Annotated in this window: 20 protein-coding genes; all 20 read right to left on the reverse strand. The window is 42.3% G+C overall.

Going from position 1 to position 21295, the window contains the following annotated elements:
• Positions 1-20: 20 nt before the first annotated feature.
• On the reverse strand, positions 21-803 hold the full coding sequence (locus AAGA18_05560; GenBank protein ID MEM9444803.1) for a sulfite exporter TauE/SafE family protein: 783 nt from the start codon (positions 801-803) through the stop codon (positions 21-23).
• A gap of 19 nt (positions 804-822) precedes the next feature.
• Positions 823-1320: a molybdopterin adenylyltransferase gene (mog, locus tag AAGA18_05565; GenBank protein MEM9444804.1), complete on the reverse strand. Its 498-nt coding sequence runs from the start codon at positions 1318-1320 to the stop codon at positions 823-825.
• Entirely contained in the window at positions 1317-1775 is a 459-nt protein-coding gene (gene moaC / locus AAGA18_05570; GenBank protein MEM9444805.1) for a cyclic pyranopterin monophosphate synthase MoaC, read from the reverse strand. Before moaC ends, mog begins: the two co-directional genes overlap by 4 nt.
• Positions 1772-2962: a molybdopterin molybdotransferase MoeA gene (locus AAGA18_05575; protein ID MEM9444806.1), complete on the reverse strand. Its 1191-nt coding sequence runs from the start codon at positions 2960-2962 to the stop codon at positions 1772-1774. The genes moaC and AAGA18_05575 overlap by 4 nt, the downstream gene beginning before the upstream one ends.
• The gene (locus AAGA18_05580) at positions 2959-3339 is read right to left on the reverse strand and encodes a molybdenum cofactor biosynthesis protein MoaE (GenBank protein ID MEM9444807.1); all 381 of its coding nucleotides are present in this window, start codon (positions 3337-3339) and stop codon (positions 2959-2961) included. The genes AAGA18_05575 and AAGA18_05580 overlap by 4 nt, the downstream gene beginning before the upstream one ends.
• Positions 3340-3351: 12 nt before the next feature.
• Positions 3352-3588 carry a MoaD/ThiS family protein gene (locus AAGA18_05585; GenBank protein ID MEM9444808.1) on the reverse strand — a complete coding sequence of 79 codons (237 nt, stop codon included), beginning with the start codon at positions 3586-3588 and terminating at the stop codon, positions 3352-3354.
• A gap of 28 nt (positions 3589-3616) precedes the next feature.
• The gene (gene moaA / locus AAGA18_05590; GenBank protein MEM9444809.1) at positions 3617-4603 is read right to left on the reverse strand and encodes a GTP 3',8-cyclase MoaA; all 987 of its coding nucleotides are present in this window, start codon (positions 4601-4603) and stop codon (positions 3617-3619) included.
• Positions 4604-4672: 69 nt separating this feature from the next.
• Positions 4673-6883, reverse strand: a complete 2211-nt coding sequence (locus AAGA18_05595) for a nitrate reductase (GenBank protein MEM9444810.1) — start codon at positions 6881-6883, stop codon at positions 4673-4675.
• Complete coding sequence (locus AAGA18_05600) at positions 6880-8544, reverse strand: DmsC/YnfH family molybdoenzyme membrane anchor subunit (protein ID MEM9444811.1); 1665 nt, start codon at positions 8542-8544, stop codon at positions 6880-6882. Before AAGA18_05600 ends, AAGA18_05595 begins: the two co-directional genes overlap by 4 nt.
• On the reverse strand, positions 8513-10351 hold the full coding sequence (locus AAGA18_05605) for a NirA family protein (GenBank protein MEM9444812.1): 1839 nt from the start codon (positions 10349-10351) through the stop codon (positions 8513-8515). The genes AAGA18_05600 and AAGA18_05605 overlap by 32 nt, the downstream gene beginning before the upstream one ends.
• Before the next feature lie 21 nt (positions 10352-10372).
• A complete protein-coding gene (locus AAGA18_05610; protein ID MEM9444813.1) occupies positions 10373-10579 on the reverse strand; it encodes a hypothetical protein in 207 nt (68 codons plus the stop codon).
• Between the two features lie 37 nt (positions 10580-10616).
• Positions 10617-12389 (reverse strand): sulfite reductase subunit alpha, encoded by a 1773-nt coding sequence (locus AAGA18_05615; protein ID MEM9444814.1) that lies wholly within the window; start codon positions 12387-12389, stop codon positions 10617-10619.
• Positions 12390-12647: 258 nt separating this feature from the next.
• A complete protein-coding gene (gene ccsA, locus AAGA18_05620; GenBank protein MEM9444815.1) occupies positions 12648-14432 on the reverse strand; it encodes a cytochrome c biogenesis protein CcsA in 1785 nt (594 codons plus the stop codon).
• Positions 14429-15604: a cytochrome c biogenesis protein ResB gene (locus tag AAGA18_05625; GenBank protein MEM9444816.1), complete on the reverse strand. Its 1176-nt coding sequence runs from the start codon at positions 15602-15604 to the stop codon at positions 14429-14431. Before AAGA18_05625 ends, ccsA begins: the two co-directional genes overlap by 4 nt.
• Before the next feature lie 9 nt (positions 15605-15613).
• Positions 15614-16174, reverse strand: coding sequence for a hypothetical protein (locus AAGA18_05630; protein ID MEM9444817.1), 561 nt, complete (start codon positions 16172-16174; stop codon positions 15614-15616).
• Between the two features lie 81 nt (positions 16175-16255).
• Positions 16256-16672 carry a globin family protein gene (locus AAGA18_05635; GenBank protein MEM9444818.1) on the reverse strand — a complete coding sequence of 139 codons (417 nt, stop codon included), beginning with the start codon at positions 16670-16672 and terminating at the stop codon, positions 16256-16258.
• 18 nt (positions 16673-16690) lie between these two features.
• Positions 16691-17104 (reverse strand): c-type cytochrome, encoded by a 414-nt coding sequence (locus AAGA18_05640; protein MEM9444819.1) that lies wholly within the window; start codon positions 17102-17104, stop codon positions 16691-16693.
• Between the two features lie 67 nt (positions 17105-17171).
• Positions 17172-17774, reverse strand: a complete 603-nt coding sequence (locus AAGA18_05645) for a DUF3365 domain-containing protein (protein ID MEM9444820.1) — start codon at positions 17772-17774, stop codon at positions 17172-17174.
• The gene (locus AAGA18_05650; GenBank protein MEM9444821.1) at positions 17771-19174 is read right to left on the reverse strand and encodes a cytochrome c3 family protein; all 1404 of its coding nucleotides are present in this window, start codon (positions 19172-19174) and stop codon (positions 17771-17773) included. Before AAGA18_05650 ends, AAGA18_05645 begins: the two co-directional genes overlap by 4 nt.
• A gap of 20 nt (positions 19175-19194) precedes the next feature.
• Positions 19195-21228: an FAD-dependent oxidoreductase gene (locus AAGA18_05655; protein MEM9444822.1), complete on the reverse strand. Its 2034-nt coding sequence runs from the start codon at positions 21226-21228 to the stop codon at positions 19195-19197.
• Positions 21229-21295: the final 67 nt, after the last annotated feature.

Genomic DNA, 21295 nt, shown 5'->3' on the forward strand with positions numbered 1-21295 from the left:
TACAAACTCAAACTTTTTTTTCATAATATCATCTCGATCCATCTCCACCAAAGACTAACTGAGACATAGCACACGAGCAGTGCAGTTGCGAACTGTATGCTCCTACCATATAGTTTCTTAGCTCCAAGAAAACTGCCAATCAATCCAGCTACTGCGACTACTAATGGCAATAAAGCATAATCGGTTAGCAGATCAACATAAATGGCTATATCATTAGGAGCTCTTTTTGATAACTGTCCTATCAAGCCTGTTAGGCTATTGAGAAATATAAAGCTACTAGCTAACGAGGCAATTTGCTGAGGTGATGCCCAGCGTAAAAAATATAGTAGAGGCGAAAGGAATATGCCCCCACCAATCCCCACAACTCCAGACAGAAACCCAATCACAGCTCCCGAAAAAACTCCAATGACCCAAAACTTTTGAACTCCAGGCTCAATCAGGTCCTTATCTGCAAATTTTTGATTCCCAAAAAATAAATGAAAAGATGCGTAAGAAAGAGTGCTGGCTAGAAGGAAAACAAAGATTTCCTTAGAAACATCCATACTCCCGGCTAAATAAGCACAGGGCATAGAGGCAAATAAAAATGGGCTCAATAGCTTTGCCTGAAAATGCCCCGCTCGAGTAAAATTAATAGCACCTGCTAAGCTAACAACTAAATTACAAGCCAAACCAATGATCGGAATAATCTCATAAGGAAATTCGAAAAGTATGAGCAAAGCAATGTAAGAAGAACCCCCACCAAATCCTGCAATCGAATAAATCAAAGCAACTAAGAAAAATAAAGCAGGCAAGATCCAAGACATCTCAATGCTCCTTAGAGTTTTAAAAGGATTTGCTTAACTTCGGCCTAGATCCAGTCAAATGTTCTAGACACTCAGCTATAGCAGCTAATAGTAAGGGCAGGATTTGCCTTACTGCTTTAGGATTACCTGGCAAATTAATAATTAAGCTTTTTCCCCGGATACCCGCGGTAGCTCTGGAAAGAATAGCAGTCTTAACAATTTTAAAAGACTCCGTCCTCATCACTTCGCCAAAGCCGGGAAGTTCCTTTTCCAGGACTGCAATTGTCGCTTCTGGAGTCACATCCCTAGCACTAGGTCCTGTTCCTCCCGTAGTAATAATCAAAGAACAAAGTTCGTGATCTGAGAGTTGTATAAGTGACTCTTCAATTAAGCTTTGATCATCAGGCAATATTTTTAGAACAAATTCCAGATCTTCATCGAAACATTCACCGAGATAGGCATCTATTGCAGGACCACTTTTGTCTTCATAGACACCCTGAGATGCTCGATCACTTAATGTTAGACGTCCAATCTTCACGCTAAATTAGCTTTTGTCTTTGTGATAACTCTTACATCAGTAATAGACATGTTCTGATCAACTGCTTTACACATATCAAATAATGTCAATGCCGCCACTTGCACTGCTGTCAAAGCCTCCATTTCTACACCCGTTTTAGCAGTAGTTCTTACCTTGGACCCAATTCTTATACTTTGCTCAAAAATCTCAAATTCAATATCCATACCTGAAAGAGGTAACGGGTGGCATAAGGGAATGATTCTACTTGTTTCTTTGGCGGCCTGTATCCCAGCGATTTTTGCAACAGTTAAAACATCTCCTTTGGGCAGCGCTTTATCCTTAAGCTTTTTAATGGTCAATGATTGGCAACAAAAAATAGCCTGAGCTGATGCCTCACGAACCATATCTGGCTTTTTGCTCACATCAACCATCTTTGCTGACCCTGTTTCGTCCAGATGTGAAAAATTCTCATTCATAAAAGCTCCACCATCACTTTCTCGCCTACCTTAGGCAACTTTTTCGGATCACAAGCTATCATAGCATTCATTCCTGCTAAAGCTCCTAAATCTCCTGAATGACTCCACATAATTGGTCGAACAACGCCTTTTCCCCCATCGAAAGAAAAAACTGCGGGATTAAATGTCAATCTTTTGCCTAACCACTCCGGTATGTCTAGCAATAACGTTGCTCTAGCTATTTCTAAGTCAGTAGACTTACCTTGCATGCACATCAGCGCCCGCCTTACTAAACGCTGGTAAACAATGACATGTGAAACAGGATTCCCCGGCACCACAAATGCAGCCTGCTTACCTCTCGTGCCAAATATTGTTGGCTTTCCTGGTCGTAAGTTAAGCCGGCTAAAATGAATACTGAACCCCATTTTTTCTAACAATGGCCGGCCAATGTCATAATCGCCCACACTAGCTCCACCAGAAAATAAAATGAGGTCGAAATCAGGCAGATCAAAGCATCGCTTCATAGCTACTTCAAGATCATCTTTAAGGCGTGTCTGCTGAACGAGTTGAGCACCAGATTTTTTAAGAAAAGCCTCCAGAAGTATGGAATTAGAATCACGTATCTGCGTTTCATTAGGTTCCTCATTTGGATCTACTAATTCATTGCCAGTGGCCACATGAATAACGCGAGGGCGTTTACTAACCAAAGGGTTTGTCATTCCTACACTAGCACAGATAGAAAGCTCGATAGCTTGTAGTTCATGCCCTTTTTTCAGAAGTAAATCACCCTGCCTTGCTTGTGAAGCTTTTGCCCTGATATGATTAGTCTTATCGACTTCACATAAAACGACTTTGTTATTTTCTAGTTTTACATCCTCTTTTTTAATGACATGGGTATTTTTCGGGACACGAGCTCCTGTAAAAATTTTTGCACATTGCTCCATATTTAATGTGACTTGCTGACGGTCACCTGGCTGAATTTCGTCAATCAGTTCCCACGATTGCCCACGCTTGTAACCCGTCTCCTTAGTCACCACAAATCCATCCATTGCCGAACGGTCAAATGCTGGATCATCTTGATCCGCAAGGATATCTTCCCTAAGCAAACAACCGATTGCTTGCTGCAACCTGAGGCGCACTGAACCTAGCTCAGAGATATGCGTATCAATTAAACGGTAAGCCTCCGCTATGGGCAAAAGCTCACTCATGACCTATCTACTTTCCATATGGGGACATCTTTTTTCAAGAGATCCATGAACCTCATACAAAGCTCAAAACCTTCTTTCCTGTGTTTGGAACAAACTCTCACATAGATAGAAGCCTCACCTACAGGCACCCAGCCAATACGATGAATGACTTCAACTGAAAAACAGGAAAAATTTTTTCCCAACTCTTCTAAAATTTTTTCCATCTCTTTAAGAGCCATCGATTCATAGGCCTCATACATTAAACCTTCTATTTGTATCCCCCTCTCATGCTGACGAACAAGACCTTGAAATTCCACTATAGATCCAATCTCCAACTCACCACTGTTTAGTTTGCTAAGTAGTATAGGAACTCGAACAATCTCTACAGATACTCTCATCAAGACCAAATGCTAGCCCCCACTTACTGGAGGTATAACTGCTAATTCTACATAACCATCTAGTTCTTGATCCCAATCTGCATATTCGTGATTAATAGCAACCCTCCAAGAGTTTAAGTAATCTTCAACATTAGAATTTATTTTCTCAAGCACAAATCTAGGAGTATCTCCTCTCGAACAGCTGATTTCCCTTTCTGAAAAACCTAAAAGACTCTTTGCCTCCGAAAATGCTAAGACGCGAACTTTCATAAATGCTTACACAATAGGCAGTGTTTCTTTAACCTCCGATGGACGTCATTATGCGATCAGGCTGATAATTATCACGGAAGACATGCTCATCTGGTTTCATGGCTAGCGTTTCTTGAAAAATCTGCGTAAGCTTTTGCCTATCTAATTTAGGCCTCAACGAAGGCTTAAGGTCTGATGCCATATGATTACCCAGACAAGGGCGTAATGTTCCTTCGCAAGTGAGACGCATCTTATTACATCTGTCACAGAAATGAAAATCACTCATAGCACCAATAAATCCGACTCTTATACCTCTTTTAGGAAGACTGTAATAACGCGCAGGACCAAAACCAAAAGATGGCTGATGTTCAAGCACGTCCAATGACTCTTGACGCTCAATCATTTTTTTCGCCTCGTTAATGGGAAAAAAGTTAGAGTCATCTAACATTTCAGTCATACTGACAGGCATCAATTCAATGAAACGAAGGATATATCCATGTTCTTGTGCAAAATCAAGCAGTGGCATAATTTGATCTTCATTCTTACCTCTCATTAACACAGTGTTAAGCTTAATACTAAATCCTAGTGTTTGAGCATACTCCAATCCATCAATCACTTCGTCTAGCCTACCTCCGGTAAGACTATTATAAATCTTAGGCTCAATCGCATCTAAGCTCACATTGAGTTTTCTAAGCCCACCTTCATAAAGAGATTCCGCAAGATGCGCCAATCGAGTACCATTAGTCGTCAACGCCACATGCTCTACTCCAGGTATTTGAATCATTTCTTTAATAAAATCTTCAATTCCTCTTCGAATTAGTGGTTCACCTCCCGTAATTCGGTACCGAGAAATACCTAGGGAGGAAGTGATGTGGACGATTTCTAATAATTCCTCATATGATAAAATATCTTCGCGCGGCAGCCAATCATGGAAGTCCTTGGGCATACAATACAAGCAGCGCTCATTACAGCGGTCCGTTACTGAGACTCTGAGATAATCGACTTTGCGCCCAGAAGGATCCATCAGTGTAGTCATACTGAGAGAATATAAATATTTTACTTAAAGGCAATAAAAGGAAGGTATATAGCCGCCGTTTAGCTTCGCCTACTTCTTAATCCTGACTGCACAAAACTTGTAAGAGGGCTCCCTTGAGTACGGATCAAAATCAGGATACGTTAGCTGATTTGTCTTCGCATAATGCATAGGCATAAATATCTGTCCTCTCTGCACAGTAGGCGCTGACACAACCGTCGCTTTTATCTTTCCGCGTCGTGATTCAATAGTAGCTTGATCTTGTGGATAAAGGCCATATTCACCCATGTCCTCAGGGTGCATTTCTATATATAAACTTTTGGGGTATAACTTTTTTAAGACATCTGATTTTCCAGTCCGAGTCTGTGTATGCCATTGAGATGAGGTCCCTCGTCCAGTCAATAAAATAAAAGGGTAAGATGAGCATGTTGGCTCTGCTACCTTTCTTGGCTTTTCAAAAATAAAACGCGCTTTACCATCAGGGTGATAAAATTGACCATCCTCGAATAGCCTACGCTCTTTTTTATATTTCTGGTTGGCACCTTCTGGCCAGGGCCACTGGACACCACCCAGTTGGTCAATCATTTGGTAATCCTCGACACCCGTAAAGTCACAGGGCTGACCTTTACTTAGCTCTTTTAATGTTTGAAAAACATCCTCTGTTGAATGCCAAGAACGAAAGAGATCTGCACAACCCCAATAATTTGCAATAAGCTTAAAAATATAAAAATCTGCGAGTGCTTTGCCGGGAGCCCTTTTCACCTTTTTAATCACACCCATTCTTCTCTCTGAATTAATAAAGGTTCCCTCTTTTTCACCCCAGCCAGCAGCCGGTAAAAGTAAATCAGCTACTTGAGCTGTTTCAGTGGAATGATAGATGTCTTGCACAACTAAAAAGTCTAACTTTTCTCGAACTTTCTTGAATCCGTTTTGATTAATCCAAGAATGTGCCGTATTGGTGGCAATCACCCAAAGCCCTTTGATTTCACCATTATCTATTCCTCTAATAATTTGATCATACGCCCAACTATTCTCTCGAGGAATAAGCTCTTCATCCATACCAAAGATCTCCGCAACTTTTTTCCGATCTGCATCATTCTGAAAGCTATGCCCTCCCAACAAGTTAGTGGTATTACTAAAAAGCCTAGAACCCATGGCATTGCACTGACCCGTGATTGAATTAGCTCCTGTCCCAGGCCTCCCAATATTACCTGTCATCAATGCTAGATTAATAATGGATTGAGCGATGCGGGTTCCTTCATGGCTTTGATTCACACCCATCGTCCACCAGAATGAAACACGCTTACCTTTATGGATTTTTTCTGCTAACTGATTGAATTCTTTGGAAGTTATACCACTAGCTTCAAAGACTTTCTCTTCATCAAATTCCTTAACAAATTCTTCGAATTCAGAGAAATCACGGGTATGCGCTTCGATAAATTTCCTATCGATCCAGCCCTCTTTAATGAGTTTGTTTGCTAACCCGTATAGCAAAGTCAAATCAGATTTAGGGCGAATAGCCAAGTGTTGCGTAGCAGCTGCTGCTGTTTCCGTTTTTCTTGGATCAATGACAATAATCTCAGGGTGATGAGGATTTCTTAAAACCCTTTGCCACATAATTGGATGAGCAATACACAAATTTGAACCTACAAACACCAGGACATCAGACTCTTCAAAGTCCCCATAAGTATAAGGTGGAGAATCAAAACCAAATGACTGTTTATAAGCGACAACCGAGGTAGCCATGCATTGGCGTGTATTACCATCTCCGTGGGTTACACCCATCCCAAATTTAGCTAATGATCCCAGCATAGCCATTTCTTCCATGGGAATTTGCCCAGTACTTAAAAAAGCTACAGAAGCTTTCCCGTGTTTTTCCTGAATCTGTTTAAACCTGCGACAGAACTCTAGCATCGCCTTCTCCCAATCCACCTCTTTGACAACGCCATCATCTCCTCGAAGCAGGGGCATAGTAGCTCGATCACTCGATTCTAAAACTGATAAAGCTTCCCAACCTTTCGGGCAGGCCATCCCCAGATTGACTGGATAATCCGTATCCGCCGAAAGGTTAATGGCTTCCCCGTCTTTTAGATGCAGCTTCAAACCACAACCTGTTGCACAAAACCCACAAATCGCAGTGGTTGTTGCATCGGGTGCTACTTTCTCGGGAACTTTTCCTAATCCAAACCTACCGGGCGTTTGTACAAGCTCCTTAGTAAGAGGTCCATTCCATTCTCGGATAAGAGAATGCTTTTTTAACATTTGGCTAATCATTTGGATCATGAAGCGATTCCTCCGGGCATTTTATAAGCAACAACTGCTCGGAAAAAGAGGTAGCGCTCCAGGAGCTCAGCTAGCACTATACTACCTAGAGCTACCCATGGGCTTAGCGTTATAATGGATACTCCCAAGACCAAAAACACAAAGCGTAAGACTGACTCTAATCGCAATTGATTCAACATTAATTGAGCTGACTTCGCATCAGTCTTTTTTCCAATTAATTTTTTGTCTCTGTAAGCGAGAAGAAATCCTGTTTCTAGGAGCCCTTTAGTCAAAGCTGAGATGATTGTAACAGTCAGGGCTATGGTGTGACCCGTTATCACATAGCTGGCTGCAGCACCTAAAAGAGTTGTCGATAATAAAAACTTAGAAAGCGTCCAACGCATCCGCCAAAAAACTCTCTGAGTATCGACGTAGACCATGACCGAACAAATCACACAAATCAGTCCTACAGCAAAACAAGCAAAGGCAACAAATGAGAGGGGTATTTGATCAACCCAAGGAAAGTCTGAATAGTTTTTAACAAGAAGTAACCCTGCATAACCAATTGCCATAGGCGCATAAAGTCCAAAGCCAACAACTTCACGACTCAACCAAGACTTTCTTAGTCCCAAGAAAGCCCTCCATGCTTTCAAGGGCTGACCCAGATGCAAAACACTCGCACCAATACCTACCAAGCCACTAAATAAAGCAATAGCACTGAGCCACAACTCGGGCTCAAATTCGAACAGACGCAAAAACATTTCTGCTCCTATTGAACCAACTGAGAGTTGGGTTAAAACCAGCATAAAAACTAAAGGCATATGAGAGTGCTCAGGAGCCACTTCAAAAGTATTTGCAGAGAAAAAGGATCCTTGTGAGGGCGATTTTCGTTTCGAGATATATCTTGAGCTTGGTTTGGTATAACCAGAGTCGTAAGCACCAGGAACTAGAGCCGAGCCGCTAAGTCTTTCAGCCGTTAATTCAGACTTGTCAACTTTGATAATACGAATCGCTTCATTTGGACAGGCCTGGACGCAAGCAGGTGCCTCGCCCACTGATAATCTGCTGTGACACATGTCACACTTACGAACAATCCCCTTTTCCTCTGAATACTTAGGAACGTCGTAAGGACACTTTAGGATACAATACTGACACCCAATACACTGATCATCTAAATGCCTGACAATACCAGTAGATTCATCCTTATCATAAGCTAGAACCGGGCAACCGTCCAAACATCCTGGCTCTGCACAGTGATGACATGCTGTTGTTACAGTATACTGAGCAGGCATTTCATCCATTTCAACAATAGTGGAGTCTGAGAAAATAGTTCCGACATCACGCCATGTCTCATTTGCATCAAGACCATTAAGGCTATGGCAAGCACTTACACAAGCCTTACACCCCGAACAAGTATCTAAATCAACCTCGAAAGCATACTGCTCATCAACGGTTGGCTTCTCCAGTGGAATCAGATTATGATAATACTTTGCTTGTGATGGCTCACTATTTACCTCATGCCATTTAGAAAATTCCTCAACTGCGGTCAATTCCTGCTGCTTTTGGATGTAGCGACTAATCAGATCGCCTTCATCCACAAGCTCATCAAGTGCCGCATCAAACTCTCTGTTTTTTAAAGCAGGAGTTTTACTATGCGGCGGCAGCTGCAAGATTTGTTCCATCAATAAGGTCCCTTAACTCTTCAATCTCATACCGATTGCAAAATGTCTGGAATGCTTCACCGTCCTGGCGATTTTTCATATAACCATTCAAGATCCCAAATATCTTTTCTTTCAAAACTGGAACAGGAACTGCCTTAGCATACTCGCGACCCAATTTACGGTTTTTTCCAAACCCTCCTCCGATGACCACGTGATATGCTTCCACTTTCTCCCCATCAACTTTGGCTGTAGCTCCCAACAAACCAATATCCCCGATGTAATGTTGAGCACATGAGTGTGGACAGCCAGTAAGATGAATATTAACAGGTTGATCTAGTTTTAGCTCCTCATCCAAATATTCCATCAACTCTATGGCATGCCCTTTGGTCTGGGTTGCCGCAAACTTGCAATAACTATTTCCAGTGCAAGCAACTACACCACTACGTATATGCGACTGCTTCCAATATAGACCTATCTCTTCTATTTTTTCTTGTAGTTCACCTAATTTGGCCTGGGGAACATTGGAAATAATAAAATTCTGCCAGACAGTTAAGCGAATCTCTCCGTTACCATAAGCATCCGCAAGATCTGCCACCTCAAACATTTGCTCGGGGGTGATTTGTCCAGCTTCTAAACCCACACCTAGATAGTGAAGGCCATCTTGTTTTTGAGGATAAGCTCCCACATGAGAATGCGCCACATCTGGCAGGTCATTCCATTGAGAAAGTTTTGATTGACCTGCCTCATCTAGTTCATCAAAGAAAAGCTCCGAGCCGTATTCTGAAGCAATCTCTTCGCGCATTTTTTCCATACCCCATGAATCCACCACATATTTGAATCGCGCCTTTTTGCGATTTGTACGGTCTCCGTTTTTGATAAAAATCCTTAGTAACGCACAAGCGACATCTACAATCTCATTAGGCTTGGCGAGAACACCTAAGTCCGTGGCAAAAGTCTTATGTCCTGTTACACCGCCGAGAGCAATTCTAAAGTAAATACCAGGATCTAAGCCTTCGTCATTTGCTTTCACCTTGACCGCAGTAAAACCAATATCATTTGTGTCCTCTAAGGCGCTAACTAAACCACCGCCATCGAAGGCAATATTGAATTTTCTAGGGAGATCGTAAAATTCAAGCGTGTTAATAATACGCAACGCCAGCTCCTTGTAGTAAGGAGTCACATCGATCAATTCGTAAGGGTCAATACCAGCAGTGGCATTCGCTGTGATATTGCGCACATTGTCAGCACCAGCCCCACGCGTATGCAATCCTACTTCTTGAACACTCTCTAAAAAAGCGGGAGCATCCTTAGGTTGAATAAGCCTACATTGGATATTATTTCTGGTCGTGATCTGCACATATCCAGAAGTCAACTCCTTGGCCGCTTTAGCAATACCTCTTAGCTGATAGCTCTTGAGCATACCGCCAGGTATACGTAAGCGACTCATGAAACCTTCAGCTACAGGTGTTAAGTAAAATAGACCGTTCCATTTAAATTTAAATACATCACCGCCCTCGGGAAACTTGTTTTCTCTTGCATTCTCTACAATGCGCTTAAAGGACGCTAAAGGATTTTCCTCAATTTTTAGCTTCTCCTCCTTGCAGAGAGAGTCCCAATCTACGTCTTCCAAGACCGTGCCACAGGTCCCTTTGGAAGGCATGCTACCTCCGGGCGTTTCAGCTAAGTCACTAAAAGCAACTCCTTTTGACTTCAGACCTGTTACAAAGCCATCAAGATATAGCTTTTGTTCATCATTGATAGACTTACCAATATCACTCAAACTTTCTGCTGCTTTATCAATCACAGGATTTTTTACATTAAGGCCCATTACTTATTCTCCTTTTCTCGATTAGCTAACTGAATTCAACACTCTTAATTCTGGTTTTTCGGCAATACCATCTACTCCATTCTGATCCTTTATACTAACACCTCTAATTTGCAGCCCCTTTACAAAGCCGTCCAAGTATAGCTTCTGCTCGTCACTCATAGGTTGCCCTAGCGCGCTTAGACTTTCGGCCGCTTTATCAATCACAGGATTTTTTACATTCACACTCATCTTTAATTGGTTGCTAAACTAGCCCTATATTTGCCATTCAATAAACATCGCGTTGATAACGCTTGTCGTCTTTGAGTTTTTTGACGTATGCCTTAGCATCCTCCTCACTGATCTTGCCTTGTTCTTTGGCAATCTGATGAAGGGCAGCATCAACATCTTTAGCCATACGACTCGCATCACCACAAACATAGAAATGTGCACCTTCTTGAAGCCAAGCCCATAACTCTTCAGCTTCTTCTAACATTCGGGTTTGCACATATATTTTCTCCTTCTGATCTCTGGAAAAAGCAAGAGAGAGGCGACTTAGGACCCCGCTATCCAAATAACCCCTAATCTGTTCACTATAGAGAAAATCAGTCTTCTCATGCTGATCACCAAAAAACAACCAGTTCTTGCCTTCCGCTTTTGTGAATGCTCGCTCTTCCAAAAATGCTCTGAAGGGCGCTATACCCGTTCCCGGGCCCACCATAATAACTGGCTTGCTCAAATCCTCCGGCAAGCGAAACCCATGTGCCAGTTGCACGAAGACTCCCGTTTTCTCACCTAACGCCAAACGGTCGGCTAAAAACGTTGAACAAACACCACCATGTGCACGCCCATCATGATCCCAACGCACTGCTCCAACTGTTAAGTGAACTTCACCAGGATGTGCCTTGGGACTCGACGCTATCGAATATAGCCTGATGTTTAATTTCTTTTGCGTTTCTAAAAAGGCACTGAGATCTGGATTACACGGAAAGTCATGTAAAACATCAACTGGATCACGCCCCCAAAGATAGTCTTCTAATAACTTTTTATTCTCTTTTTCCAAAAGCTTTAGCAGTTCTTCAGACTTACTTGACTCTGCTACTAGCTTGAGAAATTTAGGCGAAACTTTAGTAACATCATAATTGTTTATCAAAGCTTCTCGTAAAATAGTTTCATTTCCATCAGGCGTGGCGACTCTCTCATCACCTTTGGCCCCAAGCTTAGAAATCAACAAATCTACATAGGCCTCATCATTGGAAGGCATAACTCCTAAAGCATCCCCTACCTCATATTCCAATCCAGACCCCTCTAAAGAAAAGGCTATATGACGAACATCTTTAGCAGACCCTTCTCCATTTAAAGCAACATTATCCAGTAAAGCTGATGGGAAATGATTTTTGCGATCATATGTAACTGGAGCACTCCCTTCCACTAATTCGGCTGTGGCCCCTTCCAAAGATGCTGCATCCGATGCATCAACCGCAAATTCTGACATAGCACTCAAGGCCCCCTTGATCCATTCTTCGGAAGGCTCTTCAAAATCAACATCGCAATCCACTCTCGGGTACACTCGCCTGGCGCCTAAGGCTTCAAAACGAGCGTCCAAATCTTTACCTGCCTGACAAAAATCAGCGTAGTTCGTATCACCTAGTGCCAAGACTGAAAAATTCACACCATCCAACTTCGGAGCATCATCAGAAGATAGTGCAGCCCAAAAATCCGCAGCGTTATCTGGCATTTCACCCTCGCCCCAAGTGCTGGTAGCAATGAGAACATTCGCTGAAGTCTTTACTTGATCCGGAGTCGCCTCATTCAATTCTTTGACTTGGGCACCAAAACCAAACTCTTGTGATTTCTTGCCAATACTTTTGGCCAATGACTCAGTATTACCACTTTGGCTTCCAAAGAGAACCAACAAGGTCTTCAGGCTTGCTTCCTCCGGAACGACTGCTGTCGCTCCATCTATCGGAGGGCTTGCTAGACCAGATAAAAAGCCACTTAGCCATTGACGTTGTTCTTTAGTGAATGGTGCATCTGCCGGCAAATTCGTTGTATAACTCATATTTTCTTTGTATTAGTCTATATTTAATTTATGCACCCTTTATGCCATGGCAGCTATTTGCTATTAAATATTTGTGAATATTGTTAGCCCTTTGATGAATTTCATTCATATCCTATAATCTCCCTTTAAAACTGGCTTATCCTGGAAATACTCTCCGAACATTCGCTCATCATGATACAAAAATAACTTATCACCAGATTTTGAAATGTATAAAATTCTCCATGTTGTCGATTTATGGAACAACATAAATTCATCATTCTATACAGTTTTAAGAGTTTGCCTCGATATGGGAAAAAAGCTTAGTCCTATTAGAGCAAGCTGACTTAAGACAAAAATACCAAGCCAAATAAATGCACTCTCCATAAAGCCATAAGAATGTAGACCAATTCCAAGCATATTTACACCAAACCAAGAAAACGCAGTAATGATATTTCCACCGACTGCCATACGCATCTGCCCGTCGACTTTGATTAGACCTCCCCAGCGAGCATGCAAAATCATTGCATTCCAAATGACAATAAGCAGGGCTCCATTTTCTTTAGGGTCCCAACCCCAAAAACGTCCCCAGCTTTGATCAGCCCAAATACCCCCAAGTATCGTCCCTACTAGAGAAAATAGCGTCGCAAAGCAGACGGTTCCATACACCATTCCCCTAAATGCTTTTGCTTCTTCCACATCTACTTTTCCAAGAAACTTTCTGACCATATAAACAATCGCCATGAATCCCGCTATGAAAGTAGCTGAATAACCAAGTGTGATCACAATCACATGTGTTGCCAGCCAAAAATTTGAATCCAAGACGGCACGCATCATTTCCAAAGTATCTCCCTCCATAGCCAAATGATGTGCAATCAGCAAAGTCAAAAAACCGACAACACTAGCTACCATACTGCCAATCCCTCTTTTGTGAAGCTGCTCCAGAATCAAGGAAATAAGCACTGCGCCCCAGCCGACAAAAATAGCCGAAGAATAAAGATTAGTCACGGGAGGTCTTCCTTGTAGGTATATTCTAGTAATCAGGCCTATGGTATGGACAATAAAAGCCAACCAGATTAAGCCCAGAGCAACGTTACCTTTGCGAACTCCATATTCTTTGCCCACCCAACTCCAACAAATAAAAAGAAAGCCTACGATATACAGGGCAATGCTGTTGGTAAAAGGCCCAAAATGATTGAATAAGAATTCTGCTCTCGCCTTGGTAACAAATGAAGGTGCATACTCCCGGGCCCAGTCATTGTAATCACTTGCTGCGGCTTGAGCTTCCTCGAATCTATCCTCTCGGTAGTTCAAGACCATTTTTTGCCAATAAACTAATTCAGAACCAACATCACCCTCATCTAAATGTATTAATCTCTCACCCAGAGAGACCCAACTTTGATCTGAAATAATCTCATCTTTTGAAAGATCAAGTATTGGATTGATATAAGCTATCTGGCTAATAAAGGCATACCTCTGCAGCACCTCTTGGTTTTGATCTACCAAACCCGCACTAAGCAAAGCATCGAGTGCTAGACTCTCTTTAATGCGCTGGTAGAGAATAAGTTGATTGTACACTTTCACCACTGCGCGTTCATAAGCACTACGTAACTGTGATTCTTTCTCCAAAGGTTTCTTAGCCGCTTGTTCTACCTTAAGCCAAAATGGTTTGATTTCATTGAAAGCGAAATACTTCTTACCACCTTCTTGTTTCACCTCTATCAGGCCAAGAACGTCTTTGTGATCGATACGAAATACCTTCAACTCATCAGCTTCTTCTGGCTTTGTAAGCATCAATACAAGCCAATGAATCGCTCTCATATCTATTCCTTGCTGCGACTCTCTCAGCTTCTGCTTACCACTTAGAATGAGTAAGCCGTTCCTTGCCACAGTATCCATAGGTTTGATGCGTCCGTTGACCAGTACAGGGGTTTCTGCAAGATCATTTACTGGAAATAAATTTATATCTTCTTTAGGAGGAAGCGCCTGCTTTGCTAGAACCAAAATCCCTAAGAAAAAAGCCACCCAACTCCACCTTATTTTACCCAAAAGACTGTGAAAACTCATGAACTCAAAACTCCCACTGCAACACGTTTAGCTAATAAATGCTTCCAAAGACTTAATCCAAATTGGATAAACATACCTAGCGCCATCATAGTGCAGGCTACATAGGGCATAGCGGCACCTGGATTTTTAACTACCAGCAGAATAGAAGTTTTATCCTCGTTAGCAAAACTCGCTTGGTAGAAAGTCTCTCCCTGATAACGCAGTGGATGATTCATATAAATGAGGGTATCCATCTCCACTCCATTTATTTCATCCTCTAGATACACCTTACTAGAAAAATTCTTAGGGATATCTGAACCGGCATAGAGATCATGAGAAAAATCCTTCAAATGAATCTTATATCCATGATAAAAACGAGTTGGTCTCATCAAAATTTCCCATTCACCCCCATTGATGGCAATCTTTTGTGGCTCCTTGATATAAGCGGAAGCAAGCCATGTTCCCTTCGTCACCGTGCCTTCTATCAATTCAAAGGAAACGGAAGGCATATTTTTTTCATCAACTTTCTTTGCTGCCGGCCATTTCTCAAAATCAACAAATCGGCTTAGACCCTTTCTTTCTAATCGACTTATCTGGGCATCCTCTCTTTGTTGGACACGAGAATTTTTTGCATAGCGATGAACCAGTATTTTAAAAGGAACTTCATCATTCGTGTAAAACTCTCCTGCTTTTAGTAGAGATTCTGGAACCGAAAAAACGAGATCAAATTCAGGATCTGTTTTATTGACTAATACCAACTCATGATCGCGTTGGCTTTCCGAGTAATCCTGATAACCTCCTTCATCAATCGACATATAGCTCTCACGACTAAGAAGATCTGTTATCAACATCCCCAATAACAGAATAATTAGCCCTACATGCATCATAAGAATACCAGACTTCCTCCCAGTCCATTTATAATGTGTAAAGAGAACAACAAAAAGATTGATAAGTAATAACCCGCCTATGAGATACCCCCCCGGAAGCACAGGAAATAATTTTCTGCCATCCGAATCTTCCATGAACACCAGAAAACTTTGAAAGTATTTTCTCTGTGCCTCATAAATTCCCAAATTAATTTGATCCAGCGTTCCGACAAAGACAAGCAATGCAGCAAAAGCTAAACAACCTACAGTTAACTTTAAGGATGAAAAAATTTTCAGCATATTTTGAAGCCACATAGTTCTATTCATTTTTAATCTCTAACCTTCTATGGATTCTACAAATTGCGTGAAGACTTCTTTTTGGGTTTGCACATCTTTTGCCCCACCGGACATTTTATAAAACCAAGTCTTCCCTTCTTTCATAAAAAAATACACCAATACACTTTGTCCAGATTGTTCCCCAGAGCCATGAATCTCTACAAAATTCAGTACGGATTTTCCTAACTGCACTCGTTGGACAATATTGTTCAGATCACTATCTACTGCGGGAGGAAGCCCCATTTGGCGACGCCAGCGATTCACATTAGCAAATACACCACCAACATCCCCGGGGAATGCCGTAATAGTTGCTTGAGCATCAACACCTGTATCATACGCTGCCAATACCAGCTGTGAGGCGGGCACCTGCTTCCATCCATTTGGCAAGGCAGACACTTCAAAAGTAACTTCTTTATCAGAAGAGTACGGCTCAGTTTTTTTTTCATGCTGAGTCACAGCATCTTTAGGCGCCTTGTACACGCTTATTTCATCGCGGCTACAGGACGTAGAAAGACAAAAGAAAAAACAACCAAGAATGGATACCTGTATCGTCGCTCTCATCAAACACTCCATATTATACGCTTGCCAAGGCAAGTAGATTGGGAATATCTACTTGCCCGAAACAAAAGGTTTGGCAATAACCTAAGCAGGAACCTCTTTAGCCGCGTCTTTCATTACGGTAGCTAAAGTAACGTAAGTCTCCGTCCAAGCAGCTTTTAGCTCGTCATTCCAGGCATCTCCTAGACCTTTTTCTAAAGTCCAAAGAAGTGATGCCCCAACTACATCGTAGTGTTCATCTTTCACACCATAACCAAGATGACGCTTACCCATATCCTGAACTGCCTCTACAATAGTATCTAATTTCGTCAGTCCATTTACTGCCACCGTAATCATGGTCATAAGCTTCTTACCCTGTTCTTTCATATCCCCCTTAAAAAGAGCTTTTACTTCGGGTGCAACTTCGAAAAGTCTCCCATAAAATAACTCTGCTGCTGTTTCTTGAATTGGAATCACTTTTGCCCATGAATCCTGGACAAGTTGAATTTGTTCTTCTGTCATATTTGTGCCTTTCTTTTATCAATTAGTTGAAATTTTTATTATATAGTCCACTGCTGCAATCAATTCTGCATCCGTCAATTCTTCAAAGCCCCCGCGCGCTGGCATTTCAGTGCTTAATGTCTCAAACCCATGAATTGTATGCTTGAGCAAAGTATCGCGCCCTTTGGTGGCAATCCGGTTTTTCCATTCCTCTTTGTCAAGAGTCTTGGGTGATCCCGCCTTACCTCTAAAATGACATTTGCCACATTTCTGTATCCAAATAGCACGTCCCGTTTGCATCACTGGGTCATCAAAAACTGGTAATAAATCAGGCGTTGCCACAGGAATAACCTTTGTAGCTTTACCTGATTCACTTCCACTTTGAACACTATCTCCACCACATCCTATAACGATGAGACCGAACGGGATTACAAAAAGTAATGATTTATTCATAACCCTATCCTCTACTTTTTAAGGCACACACTTCGTTCGAACAAAATGTGCACCGGCTTCCAAACCATTACTGTAATGGAATGCGTATAACGACTCCTCCCATAACATCACCCAATTCAAAGTTTGTCTTCGGTGAATCCTTATGATCATTGTGACAGGTCACACATGCGGGCGAAACAGCTGAATCAGGATAAATCGCTGTGAAGTATTTCTTACCTCCTAATTCTTCTTCCCCATAAAAATTCTCACCTGGGTTATCTACCAAATATTGCAGACCCTCTTTTTCCATAGGTGTTTGCCCAGCCGCATTTGTTTTATTAATCGGCCATAACGACTGCAACGAATAAGTAAACCCAGCATCAGGATTTTCTGCTACTAACTCCGATCCCATACGGAACATTTGCGCGGGAAGAGGTAATTTCTTCTCGTCCATAAAGTTCTCGCTTGCTCCAATTACTTTTTCCTTATTTACAAGTCTTTGGATCACTTGACGCGCATAGATCGTTCTATCCGCTTTCAAAACAGTAAACAGATAATCCGTTACTGTTTGGGGGCTATAACCTCCAGATCCTCCACCAGAAGATCCACCACATGCACTCAGCGCCACTATGCCTGCGACTACTCCGAGCATAGATACTATCGTGATAGCTTTTTTACTTATTTTTCTCATTGATTACTCCTATTTTTTTCGTGTTCCTTTTTCTCTAACTCCCGCTTGTATGCCATATCGATACTCTCGATATGAATTTCCGTGCGTTCACTAAAATTGCCTTCTATCACTTTACGATCTGCCATATTATCGATAGCGAATCCCAAGCCATGACACTGCATGCAAGTTGTCCGGATCATCTTCTCATTAGGCCTCAAATTCTCACTCTGGTTATGTGAAACTCGGACAATTTCCTCGCCAAACTCTTCAATTTTGACTCTCGGCATATGGCAAGATGCACAGGAAACACCCATTCCCTGGTCTATCCTTCCAGCCACCTCATCACGCCATAAATCATGGTGTCTAGAGTTCACATAGTTCCGAGAATGCTCGTCATCATGACAAGACATACAGGCATCCGTCGCCGCAAATACCTTGTCAAAGCGGTGAGTCGAATGACATGACACACAACTCAGCTCCGCATGAGCCACTTCACTTTTCATGGGTTGGCGAGCCATACCCGGAGTCATGGGTGATAAGCCTGCGGCAAGCCTCATACCATGCTTACCTTTAAGAAAGCCTTTTACTTCATGACTATGGCAAGACTGACATGAGGTGTGATCCGGGTTATCTAACCACTTACCATACGTCAGTGATTTCTTGTTACTGTCTTGATGACAATCCATACAATTCACACCGGCAGCCGCATGAGCCGTCTCGAGCCAATCATTCATAATGGTCTGATCTTTTGCATGCTTAGCAGGTGCATTATGATCATCCCAAGTAAGCTGTTTGACTTTTTCTCCATGCTTTTCTGTATAATCTTGTTTAAAGGTCGTTTTCAAAACCAACTGCTCATTCAACATGTCGGGCTCCTTGGCATGCCTGACCAGAAAACTCTCGTATAAAGCAAGGTTGTCATGGAAGTTATGACATCCCGCTGTAGCACAAGTATCAAAACCCATCCCTAAGTGACTGGGACGCTCTTCTGCAATCATTTCATGGCAGTGAGCACAATAATCTTCAGGCAGTGACACGGCCATCAGATGCGTTTGATCTGGCACATGCTCGCGATGACATGAAATGCACTGAAGTGCGTCGACTCTTTCTAAGCGATCGGCATTTCTTGGATCTTTAAATTTCTTAACCGGATGCGAGTCGTTAGCCTTATCTAAATCCTCTTTATGACACTTCATACAAGCTTCGTTGATGACCCCAGGTTGCCCTAAATCACTCATATCAGCTTTGTGACAAGCCGTGCATTCCATCTCAATTTGGTAATGCCCATCCGTCGTTTTTCCTGGAAGTAAGGCTCTCTTATCCTCGGAAACAAAGAAGATGTTGGCAATGTAGAGACCCTGCACGCTTATCAAGACCAATGCTGCAATCCACCATTTTAAGCTGAGTATAAGTTTGAACATCGCTAACTAATTATCATCATTTAATAAAAATAGACCGAGAGTATGTGAAACAGGATCATCAACGGTAGTGGCCAAAAAAGAATGATATGCATCCAGGTCATATAAGGCTTCGCTTTCCTGGCCAACAAAGCCATTGAGCCCGTTCCTCTACTTTCAACTCCAGTGACAATTCCTGCCAACGCGCCCAAAACATTTAGTGAAAGAAAAGTTAGCATGAGCCAATAATTAAGGTTATGCCCCATGCGAAAACCCGTATGAGCAAATAGAATAACCAATGTGAGTACCCCAGAAATCGTATGCAGGATGCGCCAATTCATGAAGGCTCCGAATGAAAACAATTTGATCCGTTTCCTAATCGACAAAAACAGTCCTAGGCAAGTGACGCCGAGCAGAGTATAGCCACTAATCTGCTTATAAAGTGATTCACGCCAGATGGCATCTATCTGATGCCTCACGTCTTGCACCGTATCAGAAAATTCAACGGGATTAGCAAAATAAGTAACCAGGGCAAGAATCAGTCCTGCGAGAGACATCCCAATCAGTATCCCACCACCTCGCACGGCTGGTGCAGGTTCACCCCCTGTGAGTTGCGCGATAAGTGGCCTACAACTTCCACACACAGATCCAGCAGTCGTTCTATTCGAAACATCCTCTACAGTTTTACAACCTTTAGAAATGCAATTGAGAATTTCACGCTTGGAGATATGGTTACAGTTGCAAATTACGGAAGCGTCAGGCCAGGACTTTACCGATCCCCCAAACTCCGTATCCCAAATCGAACCCGCCGTTTCAAATTCTTTTAGTTTCCAATTCCATAGCCTTCTGCGTTTTTCCACATCGGCTTGAATTAATGCAGCTTCTGGACATGGACCAATAAAGGTGCCACCAATCAGACGACCGCGATCCAATACAAGCTGGCGGTACTGTTTCTGATCCGTAAATTTTTTGACTTCGCCAACACCTAGATTCTCTCCAATGGTACAAACATCAACACCCAATAACTTGAGTCGCACCGTAAAATCCATGACGGAGAATTGATTCCGTTTACCGGTCAGGTTCTGCGAAAGAATATCTGCCATGCGGTACCCCGGGGCAACAAAGCCATAAACTCTTCCTTTGTGCATCGCACACTCCCCTATGGCATAGATATTTTTATCTGAGGTTTGAAGCCTGTTGTTCACAATAATAGCGTCGTGTAGCCCCAGCTCTAATCCACATTTTTTAGCCAACTCGCTCCGTGGACGAATGCCCGTAGAAATCACTACCATATCAACGGTTAGGGTTCTCCCATCTGTTAAATAAATACGCCTTCCCGCATCTATGGCCTCAATCCATTCTGTCGTGGCTTTGTTGTGAACTAACACTCCTAGCTTCTCAACTTTACCCTGTAGAACAGCAGATGCAGAAAGATCTAATTGCCTAGACATCAAACGGCCAGAGTACTCAAGAATATGCGTTCTTAACCCTAGGTCTTGCAGCGCCTTTGCCGCCTCAAGGCCTAAAAGTCCTCCTCCTATAACTGCGGCACTTTCCGCTTGTGCTGCATAGGCCTTGATCTCCTCAACATCTTCAATGGTTCGATAGACAAAAACACCTTCTAAATCCTTACCCTTGAAATCAGGAACATAAGGACGAGAACCAGTCGCCAGGATCAGTGTGTCATAGTCAAAATCTTTACCTCCAATGGTCTCAACACGGCGCTTCTCCCGGTCGATCTCTATTGCTGGATCTCCAAGCTGCAGATCAATATCGTTATCTTGATACCACTCGGGATGCGCTAGGGATAATTCTTTAGGTGATTTACCTTCAAAAAACTCTGTCAGATTTACACGATCATACGCTGGCCTTTTTTCTTCACCAATAACTGTCACTCTATGAGCATGTTGCTTAGAAAGGTACACAAGGTTTTGGCATAACCTGTGCGAGACCATGCCATTACCAATAACAACGACGCGTTTTGCTCGTTTATTATTAATTTTTCTAACTCTATGACTCTTTTTTTTATTAGCCTGAATTATATTGTTAGATTTTTTAGTTTTAACTAGGCCTTGCATCACACTGTATCAAAATTTTTGATAGTTCTTCGGAAGTTATGCGCACCTAGCATACCATCTTATAGAG

The sequence above is a fragment of the Verrucomicrobiota bacterium genome (assembly GCA_039192515.1).
Lineage (GTDB): Bacteria > Verrucomicrobiota > Verrucomicrobiia > Methylacidiphilales > JBCCWR01 > JBCCWR01.

Coding starts and splice junctions, on each gene's coding strand:
- AAGA18_05560 (MEM9444803.1), bottom strand. CDS start 803: ATGTCTTGGATCTTGCCTGCTTTATTTTTCTTAGTTGCTTTGATTTAT.
- moaC (MEM9444805.1), bottom strand. CDS start 1,775: ATGAATGAGAATTTTTCACATCTGGACGAAACAGGGTCAGCAAAGATG.
- AAGA18_05575 (MEM9444806.1), bottom strand. CDS start 2,962: ATGAGTGAGCTTTTGCCCATAGCGGAGGCTTACCGTTTAATTGATACG.
- AAGA18_05580 (MEM9444807.1), bottom strand. CDS start 3,339: ATGAGAGTATCTGTAGAGATTGTTCGAGTTCCTATACTACTTAGCAAA.
- AAGA18_05585 (MEM9444808.1), bottom strand. CDS start 3,588: ATGAAAGTTCGCGTCTTAGCATTTTCGGAGGCAAAGAGTCTTTTAGGT.
- moaA (MEM9444809.1), bottom strand. CDS start 4,603: ATGACTACACTGATGGATCCTTCTGGGCGCAAAGTCGATTATCTCAGA.
- AAGA18_05595 (MEM9444810.1), bottom strand. CDS start 6,883: ATGATCCAAATGATTAGCCAAATGTTAAAAAAGCATTCTCTTATCCGA.
- AAGA18_05600 (MEM9444811.1), bottom strand. CDS start 8,544: ATGGAACAAATCTTGCAGCTGCCGCCGCATAGTAAAACTCCTGCTTTA.
- AAGA18_05605 (MEM9444812.1), bottom strand. CDS start 10,351: ATGGGCCTTAATGTAAAAAATCCTGTGATTGATAAAGCAGCAGAAAGT.
- AAGA18_05610 (MEM9444813.1), bottom strand. CDS start 10,579: ATGAGTGTGAATGTAAAAAATCCTGTGATTGATAAAGCGGCCGAAAGT.
- AAGA18_05615 (MEM9444814.1), bottom strand. CDS start 12,389: ATGAGTTATACAACGAATTTGCCGGCAGATGCACCATTCACTAAAGAA.
- ccsA (MEM9444815.1), bottom strand. CDS start 14,432: ATGAGTTTTCACAGTCTTTTGGGTAAAATAAGGTGGAGTTGGGTGGCT.
- AAGA18_05625 (MEM9444816.1), bottom strand. CDS start 15,604: ATGAATAGAACTATGTGGCTTCAAAATATGCTGAAAATTTTTTCATCC.
- AAGA18_05630 (MEM9444817.1), bottom strand. CDS start 16,174: ATGAGAGCGACGATACAGGTATCCATTCTTGGTTGTTTTTTCTTTTGT.
- AAGA18_05635 (MEM9444818.1), bottom strand. CDS start 16,672: ATGACAGAAGAACAAATTCAACTTGTCCAGGATTCATGGGCAAAAGTG.
- AAGA18_05640 (MEM9444819.1), bottom strand. CDS start 17,104: ATGAATAAATCATTACTTTTTGTAATCCCGTTCGGTCTCATCGTTATA.
- AAGA18_05645 (MEM9444820.1), bottom strand. CDS start 17,774: ATGAGAAAAATAAGTAAAAAAGCTATCACGATAGTATCTATGCTCGGA.
- AAGA18_05650 (MEM9444821.1), bottom strand. CDS start 19,174: ATGTTCAAACTTATACTCAGCTTAAAATGGTGGATTGCAGCATTGGTC.
- AAGA18_05655 (MEM9444822.1), bottom strand. CDS start 21,228: ATGCAAGGCCTAGTTAAAACTAAAAAATCTAACAATATAATTCAGGCT.